General features: G+C 73.7%; 7 protein-coding genes and 1 pseudogene. 2 read left to right on the top strand and 6 right to left on the bottom strand.

Annotation, left to right across the window (positions count from 1 at the left end):
• Nucleotides 1-21: 21 nt before the first annotated feature.
• Nucleotides 22-2976, bottom strand: a complete 2955-nt coding sequence (locus DLJ47_RS13400; RefSeq protein WP_109900349.1) for a hypothetical protein — start codon at nt 2974-2976, stop codon at nt 22-24.
• A 157-nt stretch (nt 2977-3133) separates the two neighbouring features.
• Between DLJ47_RS13400 and DLJ47_RS13395 the strand changes: the two genes are divergently transcribed.
• Complete coding sequence (locus DLJ47_RS13395) at nt 3134-4348, top strand: AfsR/SARP family transcriptional regulator (RefSeq protein WP_109900348.1); 1215 nt, start codon at nt 3134-3136, stop codon at nt 4346-4348.
• Between the two features lie 86 nt (nt 4349-4434).
• Here the strand turns inward: DLJ47_RS13395 and DLJ47_RS13390 are convergent, their stop codons facing one another.
• Nucleotides 4435-5919, bottom strand: a complete 1485-nt coding sequence (locus DLJ47_RS13390; protein WP_233257813.1) for a S1 family peptidase — start codon at nt 5917-5919, stop codon at nt 4435-4437.
• A gap of 300 nt (nt 5920-6219) precedes the next feature.
• Complete coding sequence (locus DLJ47_RS13385) at nt 6220-8001, bottom strand: ABC transporter ATP-binding protein (RefSeq protein ID WP_233257812.1); 1782 nt, start codon at nt 7999-8001, stop codon at nt 6220-6222.
• Nucleotides 8002-8074: 73 nt separating this feature from the next.
• Here DLJ47_RS13385 and DLJ47_RS13380 point away from each other — a divergent pair, with 73 nt between their 5' ends.
• Nucleotides 8075-8647 (top strand): TetR/AcrR family transcriptional regulator, encoded by a 573-nt coding sequence (locus DLJ47_RS13380; protein WP_109900346.1) that lies wholly within the window; start codon nt 8075-8077, stop codon nt 8645-8647.
• A gap of 64 nt (nt 8648-8711) precedes the next feature.
• Here DLJ47_RS13380 and DLJ47_RS13375 read toward each other — a convergent pair whose 3' ends face one another.
• The 3 genes and pseudogenes from DLJ47_RS13375 to DLJ47_RS35730 all read right to left on the bottom strand — a co-directional run.
• Complete coding sequence (locus tag DLJ47_RS13375; RefSeq protein WP_199235824.1) at nt 8712-10181, bottom strand: GTP-binding protein; 1470 nt, start codon at nt 10179-10181, stop codon at nt 8712-8714.
• Entirely contained in the window at nt 10178-12025 is a 1848-nt protein-coding gene (locus DLJ47_RS13370; protein ID WP_109900345.1) for a dynamin family protein, read from the bottom strand. The genes DLJ47_RS13375 and DLJ47_RS13370 overlap by 4 nt, the downstream gene beginning before the upstream one ends.
• Before the next feature lie 102 nt (nt 12026-12127).
• A pseudogene (locus tag DLJ47_RS35730) lies at nt 12128-12750 on the bottom strand (hypothetical protein); the annotation flags it as partial.

Below are 12750 nucleotides of genomic sequence, written 5' to 3'. Positions count from 1 at the left end.
GGCCCGGCGCGACGTGGTCCGTCAGCCGAGGACGAACCGGAAGAACCGGGGGCGGTAGATCCCCGGGTCGCGGTAGTGGTCCCCGTCCGGCGAGATCCGGGTGTCCATGCTGTTCACGTTGTACGACGCGAGGAACGTGTCACCCGAACTCAGCGACGCGTGCACGTGCGCGTTGTACGAGATGACGTTCGGGTTCCAGTAGCTGCCGTACGGTCCTGGTTCCGGCATCCGGTAGACCGGGGTCTTCTGGGTGAACGGGCCGAACGGCGAGCAGGACGTCCAGGCGTTGATCTGGCCGCTGAACGCCAGGGTGCTGTCCTGGCTGAGCAGCAGGAACTGGTTGCGCCACGGGGTGACGCTGTACTCGTTGGCAATGCCGGTGAGCAGGTTGCGGGAGCTCTGCTCGCGGAAGGTCCAGCCCCACGGGGTGTGGTACTGCCAGGTGCCGTCGGCCAGGTCGTCGCCGTACACGCGGGCGATGCGCATCTGCTTGTTGATCGGCGAGTCGTCGACCCCGTAGATGTAGGTGAAACCGTCCATGCTGCGGCTGGCCGGCAGCAGCGCCGAACCCCACGCCACCCCGCTGGCCGAGGGAAGTTCCCGCACGCTGACCGGTTCGCGCAGGTTGGACAGCGCGAAGTTCGCCACCACGTTGCGGTTGAACCGCCAGTCCCAGGCGCCCGAGCCGAACCGCTCGTACTCCTGGTAGACGACCTGGAGCTGGCCGTCGGAGAGGTGGCCGTCACCGACCCAGTACCACTTGCCGGGCCCGGAGGGCGGCATCAGCGGCTGCGGCGACCCGGCGGTGCCGCCGTGGTAGGTGGTCAGGCTGCCACCGTTCTGCACGACGAACGTGTTGTTCACCAGCGGCGCGCTGAGCGGCCGGGTGCCGTCGGCGTTGAGCGGCCCCATCCAGGTGTCGGAGAAGAGCCAGACGATCCGACCGTCCGGCAGCTTGACCGAGTACGTGGAGTCGCCGCCGGTCCAGCCGTCCGGGGTGCTGGCCGCGTACCGGTTGAAGGTGCCCTCCGGTTCGACGTTGATCTCCACGCTCTGCACCGAGAGCGGTCGCAGCGTGCACGAGCGGGGTTTGAGCGGCAGCGTGGTCTCGACGTAGGTGCTGAACGTCTTCGGGCTGTCCGCCGCGTCGGAGGAGTGGATGTCCAGCTCGGTCCAGGTGGAGACCAGGGTTGCCACCATCGGGTACTTGAAGTCCGGCACCGTGATCAGGCCACCCGCGTCGGGGTAGCGCACGGTCTGGATGCTCGGGTACTCCGTCCCACCGCCACCGGCACGCGACCAGATGACCACCGCGGAGCTGCGGTTGGTGTCCTTGGTGACGTCGACGAGCAGCGTCGAGCAGTACCCACAGCTGGAGTCGCCGGAGTTCTTCACCGCCCAGAAGTCGTGGTAGACGGCGCCGCCCTTGCGCAGGATGTCCTGGTACTCCACGTGGGTGCCGGCCGGGGTCGAGTGCTTCTTGCGGGCCGGGCGCGCACTGCCCAGGCCGTCGTCGCTCGTCCCGGTCTCGCCGCTGAGGTTGATCCGCCACAGCGCGGCGGCGTCCGGGTCGGTGTAGCCGTAGTTGCGCCACGCGTCCGGGTGCGGTGCCGGGGCCGCGTTCGCCTTGGTCAGCCGGTAGTTGGCGATGTGGTAGCCGAGCAGCATGTCCGTGAAGTTGAGCCCGTAGCCGCTGGCGGTGTGCCGGATCGCCTCGATCGGCAGGTGGTCGTGGTCGCGGACGCTCTCCCAGGTGCGCCGTACGAAGTTCGGGTCGGTCTGCTCGGTCAGGTAGCTCGGCAGCAGGAACGCCCCGTACTGCGGACCGCCGCCCAGCCCGCCCCACGAGTTGAGCGCCGCGCCCGGCTTGCTCAGCACGTCGTAGACGTTGCGGGCGTACAGGTTCTCCTCGTTGGGGATGGGATAGAACGGCTCGCGGACGTAGGTCTGGTGGGTGGCCCACTCGGCGGTAGCCTCCATCCACCAGTTCATCGAGCCGAACTCCTTGCCCCCGACGAAGTTGAAGAGGTAGTCGAGGCTGACGTCGCTGCGGTCCCAGTACTGGTACTGCATGACGTGGAACAGTTCGTGCCGCGGCAGGTAGTCCCAGTCGTCCTGGCCGTTGGGCACCAGCATGGTGGCCTGCTGGTTCAGCCCGAACGGCAGCACGAAGGGGGCGTCGATCGGGAAGCCGAGGCCGCCGACGACCGGGAGCTCGTCCACGCCGTAGACGAGCACCCAGGGCTTGTCCGGCCGCACCGGCAGCGGGTAGCCCATCTCCCGGTACTCGGCGACGGCGATCGACAGGGAGTTGAGCATGTGCTGCACGGCCTTGGCCCGACCGTTGGGGTTGTAGTCCGCCGGGATGCCGGGCTGGCTGCCGGAGGCGATGTTGTAGAGGATGAGGAACTCACCCGCGCTGGCCCGGCACCGGTAGGTGACGCCCAGGTACTCGTACGGCTCGGCGGCGCAGTCGTCGTAGCCGGCGGCGGCGGTCGGCGCGGCGGTGGGCGCGGTGACGTCCGGCGCGATCGGTCGGGCCACCTCCGGCTGCGCGCCGGCCGCCAGCATGGACAGGTAGGTCAGGTAGCGCTGCGGGTCGCGGATGGCGCCGGTCGGCCGCAGGTGGGCCGGCACCGTCTCCGGTGCGCGCAGCGCGGCCAGTCCGTGCCGCACCGCGTCGTCGCGGGACAGCTTCCCCCGGTGGTACGCCGAGAGGATCTTCTCGCCCGAGCCGAAGTCCGGTGGGGCGGCCTTGGCGCCCGGTTCCCGTGCGGGCGGTGGCACCGCCCGGAACGGCTTGGCCCGTTGGACCGCCGGCGGGGTCGCCTCGGGCTCGGGGGTGGCCGGTGTCCGGGCGGTGCCGACGGCGCGTTCCGTGGCCGGTGCCGGGGGTGCGGCCTGCGCCGCGCCGCCGGTCAGCGCGGCGGCGGCCAGCACGACCGCGGCGCTGACCAGGGCCAGGGGTCTTCTCATCTCGTTCCCTCGGGGTAGTGGGCCCGACCGGCTGCCGGTCGGTGTGCCGCGGCCGGGGCCGGCCGCGGCGGAAGGCTAACCACGGGCGGTTAATGATCGGCTGGCGTCGCGTCGCGCCACTGTGGACGCCTAGAATGCGGCGGTCCTGGGAGGCCGTGTGTCACGCAGCGTCGTCGATCTGCACCTGCTCGGTCCCGTCGCGGCGACCCGCGACGGGGCCGGTGTGCCGCTGGGACCGCCCAAGCAGCGGGCGGTGCTGGCCGCGCTGGCGATGGAGCCCGGCCGCCTGATACCGACCGCCGACCTGGTCGACGCGGTCTGGGGTGACCGGCCGCCGGCCGCGGCCCGCAAGGCCGTCCAGGTGTACGTCTCGCAGCTGCGCCGCGCGCTGCCCACCGCCGGGCTGCGCGGCTGCCCGCCGGGGTATGTGCTCGACCTCGATCCGGAGCGCGTCGACGTGCACCGGTTCCGCCGGCTCGTCGGCGCCGCCGAGCAGACCGGCGGCGAGGAAGCCCGGGAGCTGCTCCGGCAGGCGTTGGGACTGTGGCGGGGCAGTGTCCCGCTGGCCGGATTGGGGGAGGACGCCCCGCTGGCGCGGGCCCTGGCCCCGGTCCTGGTCGAGGAGCGGCTGTCGGCGGTGCAGCGGCGGCTCGCCCTGGACCTCGACGCCGGCCACCACCGGGAGGTGGTCGGCGAACTGGTCGCCCTGACCACCGCGCACCCGATCCGGGAGTCGCTGGTCGGCCTGCTGATGCGGGCGCTGGCGGCCGCCGGTCGACCGGCCGAGGCGGTGGCCGCCTACCGGCGGCTCGACCGCCGGCTGCGCCGCGAACTCGGCGCCGGGCCGGGGGAGGAGCTGCGGCAGCTCCACCACGCGCTGCGCGGCGGCGGCGTCGCGGGACGGCCGGCGGGCGGCCCGGCCGCCCCGGCCCCCGAGGTCGAGCGCATCGACGACCGGGAGGCGGTGGCCGGCCGGCTCTGGGCGTTGGTTCGTGACGCCCGGGAGGTGCTGACCGTGCACCGGAAGCCGCCCAGCCCAGGTGAGCTGGCCCGCTACCTGCGGCGGCTCCGTCGCGGTGACGCGCGGTGGCGCACCGTCGTGCACCGCAGCGTGCTGTCGAGGGCCGCGCAGCTGGCGTACTCGCTGCGGCTGCACCGGGCCGGCGACCGGCACCGGGTTACCGACCGGCCGGTGCGGCAGATGGTGATCCTGGACCGGCGGATCGCCGTGGTGCCTGCCGCCGCCGGCGCCGAGGCGGGTGCTCTGGTGATCCGCAATCCCGGCGTCGCGGCCACCCTCGCCGACCTCTTCGAGCACACCTGGGCCGCCGCCGTCGACCTCGAACCCGCCGCTCTGGGGCTGCTGCGGTAGCGGGACGGCGGGGTGCGGAGGGGACTCCGCACCCCGCCGTCAGCGGGGACCGGTGCGACCTCCGGCGGTGGTCGCACCGGTCGGGATCACGGGTTGGTGATGCCCATCGAGTAGCTGCCCGAGCCGCTGTAGGCGTGCACCTCGAAGCGGTAGTAGCCGGCGGTGCCGGTGTAGCTCAGCGATTCGTCCGGGCCGGGCGTGTACGACCCGGCCACGTCCACCCAGCTGGCGCCGTTCCACTTCTGCAGGTAGAGGTCGAAGTCGACCCCGGTCGGCCCGTCCAGGCAGCCGCGGTGGGTGCCGGAGACCGACGAGTAGTAGTAGCTGCCGTTCGGCTGGTAGCGGCTCTGGCCCGAGGAGATGGAGCCGGTGTAGGTCGCCTCGTAGCCGCTGCAGCCGGTGGGGGGCGGCGGCTCACCGCCACCACCGCTGGTGCGCAGCGTCAGCCCGTACGCGGAGAGGATCTCGTTGACCGGCTGGAAGTAGGTCGTCCCGCCGGAGGTGCAGTTGCCGGAGCCACCGGAGGTGACGCCCTGCGCCTGCTGGCCGGAGAGCCACGAGCCACCCGAGTCGCCGGGCTCCGCGCAGGCGTTGGTGCGGGTCAGACCGCTGACCGAACCCTCGGCGTAGTTGACCGTCTGGTTCTTGGCCTGGATCGAGCCGCACCGCCACCCGGTGGTGGAGCCGGAGCGGCAGATCGCCGCGCCGACCGCCGCCTCGGTGGAGCCGGCCACGGTGACGTTGCCGCCGGAGTAGTTGTTCACCCACGGCTGCGGTGTCCAGTTGGAGTTGGTCTGCACCCAGGCGTAGTCGTTGCCCGGGAAGGACGACCCGCGGAAGGTGCCCTGCGAGACCTGGTTGTAGCCCTGGGTGGCGGTGCCGACGGTGCCGCAGTGGCCGGCGGTGACGAACCCGCCGGTGACCGAGAAGCCGACCGAGCAGCGGCCGCCCATGTAGTAGGCGTCGCCGCCGCGCACGTCGTAGTAGGTGCGCGGCGCCTCGGTGGTGGCCACCACCCGGACGGCGGCGGCGTCGACCCGGCTCGCCCGCACGAACGCGGCGGCTGCGCCGGTGTCCCGGGCGAGCACCACCACCGTGTTGGTGGTGACGTCGACGTACCAGCCGGGGATCGCGGCGGCAGGCGCCTTCGCGGCGTGCCGGTCCAGCGTCGACTTGATCCGGTCGAGGTCCGCGCCGCTGCGGTCGACCAGCTTCGGCCGTGCGCCGGCGGCCCGGACCCGGTCCGCGGCAGCCGGGCTGGTGACCGCCACGACCAGCGCGTCGGCGGTCAGCCAGCCGCCGGCGTACGCGGCGCCGAGCGACCGGCGCAGCGAGGAGTCGGTACGGCTGCCTTTCTCGTCCCGGGCGACGCGGGTGCGGGCCTGGTCGGCGGTCAGGCCGAGGTCCCGCTGCATCGCGGCGAACATCTCCGACGACGCTGCGGCGGGCGGCGCCACCGCGCTCGTGGCGGGGACGTCCGACGGTGCGGCGGCGGCCGGTGCCGCCGCGATGGTGAGGGCGCCGGCGGGCAGCAGGATCGCTGCTGCCGCGGCGGCGAGGCTTCGTCTCATCCGTGGCCTCCTTGAGGGCGGCCGCGGCGCGGGTTCATGGGGGTTGCGCCGCGGACGGGAGCGGTTTCCGGTGCCGACCGCGGCCCGCCCGCCGACCATGGCGGGCGGCGCGGACGGCGCCGGACGACCCGCCGGCCCGGTCCTGCCGCGGCCGCTGGTCACCCTCGGCCCCGGTGCCGGCCCGATCGAACGGGTCAGCGTCAACCTACGCGGATACGATCGAGAAAGCTCTATATCATCTGGCTCATATCACCAGCTGACGCGCCGGTCCGGCCCACCACCCGGTAGCGGCACCGGCGACTAGCCCACCGCCGCCGGCTCGTCGCGCCGCTCGGCCGCGATGCGCAGCGCCTCGACCAGCCGGCGGTAGAGGTCGTCGCCGGCCAGCAGCTCGGCATGGGTGCCCTGGGCCCGGATGCGGCCGTCCGCCAGCACGACGATGCGGTCGGCGTCGAGCACGGTGGAGAGCCGGTGGGCGATGGTGATCACCGCGCCGGCCGCGGCGCGCTGCCGGACACACTCGTGCAGGGCCGCCTCGGTCAGGCCGTCGACCTGCGCGGTCGCCTCGTCGAGCAGCAGCACGTCGGGGGTCCGCAGCATGGCCCGGGCCAGCGCGATGCGTTGCCGCTGGCCGCCGGACACCTCGGTCGACGACAGCGAGGTGTCCAGTCCGTCGGGAAGCGAGTCTATCTTCTCGTCCAGCCGTACCGCGCGCAGCACCTCGCGGATCTCGTCCTCGGTGGCGTCCGGGTGGGTGAACCGCAGGTTGTCGCGGATGGTGCCGGGCACGACCGGCGTCTCCTGCTCGACGTACGCCAGCCGGGCGCGCACCTCGTCGTGGCGGTAGCTGGCGTACGGGCGGCCGTCCAGCAGCAGCTGGCCGTGCTGGGGTTCGAGGAACCGCAGGATCAGCGAGAAAAGGGTGGTCTTGCCGGCGCCGGACGGCCCGACGATCGCGGTGTGCCCGCGGCGCGGGATCACCAGGTCGATGCCGCGTACCGCGGGCGGCGCGTCCGGACCGTACCGGGCGGTGACGTCCCGGAACTCCAGCACCGGCTGCTCCGGATCGGCCGGCGGCGCGGCGCGGGTGGCGGTGGCGGGTGCGGTCTCCGGCTCGGTGTCGATCGCCTCGATCTCCCGGATCCGCCCGGCCGCGGCCACGCCGGCCTGCAGGGCGGTGGTGTTCTGGGTCAGCTCGGTGATCGGCCCCATCAGCTGGAACGCGTACAGCAGGAAGGCGATCAGGCTGGAGATCTCCAGCAGGTCGCGCTGCGCCCGCCAGGCGCCGATGCCGAGGATGGCGATGACCGCCAGTTGGATGCCGGTCCACGCGATCGTCCAGACCGAGGCGGTGACCCGCGCCGACCGTACGCTGTGTGCCGCGGCCTGGCGGGCGTCGGCGACGACGCGCTCGCCCAGCCGGGCCTCGGCGCGGCTGGCCTTGACCGTGCGGATCGCCCGCAGCGCGCCCTCCAGCGCCCCGCCGAGCTGCCCCATCGATTCCTGCGCCGCGGCCTCGGCCGCCGCGATCCGGGGCATCAGCGCGCCCATCACCGCCGCGACCACCAGCACGGCCACGATGGTGCAGCCCAGCAGGAACAGGTCCAGCACTCCCATCAGCACCAGCGTGCCCACCAGGGCGATGCCGGCGTTGACCAGGCCGACGATGCTGCCGGACGCCTCGCGCAGCAGGTGCGTGTCGGAGGTGACCCGGGTGACCAGTTCCCCGGTGGGCCGGCGTTGCAGGTCGCCGACCCGGGCCCGGAGGTAGCGCCGGACGAGCGCGGTCCGCGCGTCCAGCACGATGTGTTCGGCCAGCGTGCCGAGCAGCCGCCACTGGCAGAGTGTGATCGCCGCGCCGACGACGACGAGTGCCAGCAGGACGCCGATCGGCTGGGCCATCGACTGGCCGGCGCCGAGGGTGTCGAGGACCCACTTGGTGACCATCGGCGTGGCGAGCCCGGCCGCGTTCGCGGCGAGCCCCAGCACCAGGCCGAGGAGCATCGTCCGCCGGTGCGGAGCGAGGAACGAGGCGAGCGTGCGGAGTCGGGGGAGGGTGGCTTCGGAGCTGGAAGGAGCCATGACCTAAGTGGAACAACGATGTTCCACTATCGTCAAGCTGTATTCCGAACTGGGGTGTTGCTATCCTCTCGGCGTGACCGACCAGCAGGTGTCCGGCAGCCGGGCGCGGACCCGTCAGGCGATCGTCGACGCGGCGATCGAGGTGCTGGGGCGCAACCCCGCCGCGTCGCTCGGCGACATCGCCACCGCCGCCGAGGTGGGGCGCACCACCCTGCACCGCTACTTCGCCGAGCGGTCCGACCTGCTGGCCGCAGTGGGCGCCGAGGCCGTCGCCCGGCTGGGCCGCGCCACGGCCCAGGCCCGGATCGGCGAGGGCACCGGTGCCGCGGCGCTGCGCCGGCTCTGCCAGGAGTACTTCGACCTGGGCAACCTGCTCTCGCTCATGTTCACCGAACCCGACCTCTGCGTCGACCCGGCCGCCGGTCAGTCCGCCGGGTGCGATCCCGAGTTCGCCGCGATGGTCGAGCGTGGCCACGCCGACGGCACCATCGACCCGGCGCTGCCGGCGGACTGGTTGCAGAGTCTGGTCTGGAGCCAGCTCTACGCGGGCTGGGCCTACCTCGCCGAGACCGGCGCCTCCCGGCACGAGGTGCTGCGCCTGATCCTGCGCACCGTCGACGGCGCCATCGCCGTCCGGCCGGCCTGACCCGGCGGCGGCCGGTCGCCGCCCGACCTGACCGTCCGGCGGCGTCGACCGCTCGGCCGGCCGGTCACCGCCCGCCCTCGGCCAGTTCGGCGAGCAACCCCTCACAGCTGCGCACCACCACCTCCGCGCCCCGCCGCTGAGCCAGCCGCAGCACCGGATCCTCCGCGCGTTCCCGCCAACGCGCCTGCGCGTCGGCGGCGACCTCCCACAGCCGCTGCACTGTCGCGTCGTGCTCCACGCCGAGCCGGGCGGCCAGCCCGACCCCGTCGCCACCGACCAACCGCCGCGCCTCCTCGGCCAGCTCGGCGTCGAAGCCGATCCGGGTGTCGCGCAGCGCGGCGAGCAGGCGCAGCTCCTGGAACTCGTGCGCGCCGGCGAGGATCTGCTCGACCGTGCCGAGCAGCTCCGCGCTGCCCGGACCGGGCTCGGCCCGCAGCAACGCCTCCACGGCGGCCAGCGCCGAGCGCGCCTTGAGGGTGTCCCGCCGGTCGACGAAGAACCGGTGTACCGACTCGCGCAGCTCGGTCAGGCCGCTGCGCCGGATCAGCTCGGCGCAGAGCGCCACCCGGCTGTCGCAACCCGTCCGCACCAGGGTGGTGGCCAGCCGGACGCCGAACAGACCCAGCCGCTCCAGCAGCGTGGCGCGCACCTCGGCGTCCAACGCCACCGGCAGCTCGCCGCGGCGGAAGCGGTCGGCGGAGAGCAGGTACGCCTCCAGCTCCGGGCGGGGCACCCGGGCCAGCTGAGCCAGCGCCGCGTACTCCGACTCGCTGAGCACCCGGCCGGCCAGGCCGAGCAGCCCGCTGCACGCCACCACGTTCAGGCAGACCGCGTCGACCCGCGGGTCGCGGTGCTGCCGGCGGGCGACCTGCCGGGCGGTGAGCAGGGCGTCGATCCGCCCGCCCCCGATCTCGTCCGACCGGGACAGCACCAGCACCACCGGCACCGGGGCGGCCTGCCCGACAGCGCTCTCCCGGACCGACTCCAGCACCCGCAGGTCGCTGCCCCGGCCGTCCCGGGTCAGGTAGAGCAGGGCGTCCGCCTCGCGCAGCACCCGGTCCAGCACCGGCGACCGGCCGTGCTCGTCCGGGCCACCGACCGGCGGCGTGTCGATCAGCGTGATCTGCCGCAGCGCCCGGGTCGGCCACCGCACCACGATGTCGCGCAGCTCGCCCGCCCGCCAGCCGACCAGGTCCACCCGCATCCCGGTCGCCGACTTGGCCACCGCCAGTTGCTGCGGCGGGTGGCTGGTCGAATAGGCGGTCGCCGCCGGCTGCACCCCGTCCTCGTACCAGGTGAAGACGCCGCTGCCGTCGGTTCCCTCGACCGGGGCGACCTCCTCGCCCATCAGCGCGTTCAGCACCGTCGACCGGCCGGAACGCCACGGACCGGCGATCGCGATGCGCAGCGGCTGCTCCAGCCGGGCCAGCTGGCGGCGCAGGTGGGCGGTCGCCCGGGCGTCGTCCCGGTAGCACTCCAGGGCCCGGTGCAGCAGCCCCCACACCGCCTCGTCCAGCCGCAGGCCGACGGTCATGCCCGGGGCTCCAGCGTCGCCGGCGCGGGCCGGGCGCCGGTCAGCTGCTGCGCCTGTTCGTAGAGCGCGGCCAGCCGGGTCATCTTCAACCGGATCTCGCGCTGGCGCTGGTCGCGCGCCGCCGCGTCGGTGTCCGCGGCCTGCTTCGCGGTACGCAGCGACGCGACGATCGCCTCCTGCAACTCCTCGGTCAGCGCGGTGAAGTGGTCCCGCAGCATCCGCTGCACCTGCCGGGTGACGTCCCGGCACTCCTTCGTCATCCGGACGAAGAAGTCGTCGACGTACCGCTGGATCGCCGTCTTGACGGTCGCCTGGCGGCGGCGCAGCAGCTGCCGGCTCTCGTCCCGGATGCTCTTGCCGCCGAACAGCGCGCCGGCGCCGATCGACACCGGGTTGATCATCGGCATCCCGGCCAGCGTCATCGCCAGGCCGAACATCAGCAGGCCGCCGTACGAGCCCTTCATGCCGGTGAACACCTTCTGGGCGGCGGTGAACCGGTCGATGCCCGGCCGCTCCATGCCCGGCAGCCGGTCGCCGAGATCCGCGGGCACCGACATCGACCACGGCGGCAGCACGTCGTAGCCGTACCGGGCGAAGTTGCCGGCCACCCGCCGGGCGGCGAAGTCGCAGCGCTGCACCAGCCATTCGTGGTTGGCCTCGGCCGCCTCGACCAGGCTCTGCCGCAGCCACTCCTCGAAGGTGTCCCAGGCGACCAGCGGGTCGGCGGTGTCGAACGCGTCGTCGACCATCCGCAGGATCTCCCGGGTCCGGTCGCGCAGGTCGTACTCGATGTCGGAGAGCAGGTCGGCCATCTCGTCGGCGAGCGTGTTCTGCCACCGGGTGGAGCACCGGCGCAGCTCGTCGGCCTCCCGCTGGGCGGCGTGCAGCCGGGACATCGGCCCGGTCTCCCGCTCGGCCTGCTGGCTGGCCAGTTCGGCGCGCAGCGGCGCGGCGAGCTGCTCCACCACCGTGCGGGCGACCAGGCTCACCGACGCCCGCGCCAGCACGTCGGCCTTGCCGGCCAGGTCCCGCTGAAGCCGCGCGATCAGCACCGGAAAGCCCGACTCGGCGTTGAGGCCGCGGTCGTCGGCGGCGGCCGCGCGCAGCCGCAACGCCGCCGACACGCAGACCAGCGCCGCCGGCACACCGGCCTCGGCGAGGTGCTTGCGGTTGCGCTCGGCCACCGCCTGCCAGTCCGGCGCCAGGTCGGTCTTGGTCTGCACCACCAGCACGTTGGAATGCGACCGGGTGAGGTGCAGCAGCACGTTCAGCTCGGCCACGGAGAGCTCCCGGGTCGAGTCCGAGACCAGCAGCACGGCGTCCGCGCGGTTCAGCGCGGCGGCCGGCGCGGCGCCGCCGAGCGCGGCCACCTCGTCGGCGCCCGGGGTGTCCACCAGCACCAGGCCCGCGCCGAGCAGGGCACGGGGGAGTCCGATCTCGACGTACGCCGGACCGCCGCCGGCCCGGCGCAGGGTGCCGGCCACTCCGGCGGTGATCTGGTCCAGCGGCACCTCGGTCCGCTCCACGGTCCCGGTGCCCCCGCCGGGCCGGCCCGGAGCGGACGGTGGCCCCTGGACCACCGTGGCGGCGGCGACCGCGGCGTGCCGCACGACGGTCGGCAGCACGGTGGTACGGCCGTCGCCCACCGGGCAGACCGGGGCGTTGACGATCGCGTTGACCAGCTGGCTCTTGCCCTGGTTCGGCTCGCCGAGGACCAGCACCCGCAGCGTCGGATCCAGCAGCTGGGCGCGCTTCTCGCGGACCGTCTGGAGCAGGTCGCCGCGCCCGTGCTCCCGACACGTACGGGCGATCTCGTCGAGTACGTCCAGCCAGATCCCCGCCATCACCGCACCAAGTGTGCGGATTTCAGGGCAATTATCAAGAGGGGTCCGGGAAAAGGCCGGACCGCCCAGGGCGGTCCGGCCTTTTCGCTACACCGGGTTCCCTCAGAGCAGACCGTCGGTGACCCCGAGCAGACCGCCGCCGGCCGACGCCGAGGCGTCGCCGTGGACCCCGGCGTCGCCGGTCACCCCGCCGGTCACGCCACCCGTTACGCCGCCCACCGTGCCGGTCACCCCGCCCAGCAGGCCGTCGACCTGGCCGGTGACGCCGTCCACGGTGGAGGGTACGTCGATCGGCGGGACGACGCCGGCGGGGCCGGTGGTGATGCCGAGGCCGCCGAGGGTGTCGTCGACGCCGAGGCCGTCGACGAGGCCGTCGACCTGGCTCTGGGTGTTGCCGAGGGTGCCGCCGAGCAGGCCGTCGCCGCCGAGGACGCCGGTGCCGAGCAGGCCGTTGTCGCCGCTGTCGAGGGTGGTGGTGGGGTTGCCGAGGGTGGTGGTGAGGTCGCTGACGGCGGGGTCGGCGATGGTGTCGGTGGCGCCGATGACGTCGGCGTCGAGGGTGTGGGCGAGGTCGTGGGCGCCGGTGAGGTCGGTGCTGAGGCCGCCGGGGCCGATGCCGAGGCCGATGCCGGGTAGGACGGTGGCGCCGACGCCGACGGCGGTGGGGTCGACGGCGATGGCGCCGAGGACGCCGGCTTTGACGTCGAGGCCGTTGTCGCTGGTGG

Source organism: Micromonospora sp. S4605, assembly GCF_003176715.1.
Taxonomy (GTDB): Bacteria; Actinomycetota; Actinomycetes; order Mycobacteriales; family Micromonosporaceae; genus Micromonospora; species Micromonospora echinaurantiaca.
This window is presented reverse-complemented; position numbering and strand designations above follow the sequence as displayed.

Excerpts from the sequence above, each read along its gene's own strand:
- DLJ47_RS13400 (WP_109900349.1), bottom strand. The coding sequence starts at position 2,976 with ATGAGAAGACCCCTGGCCCTGGTCAGCGCCGCGGTCGTGCTGGCCGCC.
- DLJ47_RS13390 (WP_233257813.1), bottom strand. The coding sequence starts at position 5,919 with ATGAGACGAAGCCTCGCCGCCGCGGCAGCAGCGATCCTGCTGCCCGCC.
- DLJ47_RS13385 (WP_233257812.1), bottom strand. The coding sequence starts at position 8,001 with ATGGCTCCTTCCAGCTCCGAAGCCACCCTCCCCCGACTCCGCACGCTC.
- DLJ47_RS13375 (WP_199235824.1), bottom strand. The coding sequence starts at position 10,181 with ATGACCGTCGGCCTGCGGCTGGACGAGGCGGTGTGGGGGCTGCTGCAC.
- DLJ47_RS13370 (WP_109900345.1), bottom strand. The coding sequence starts at position 12,025 with ATGGCGGGGATCTGGCTGGACGTACTCGACGAGATCGCCCGTACGTGT.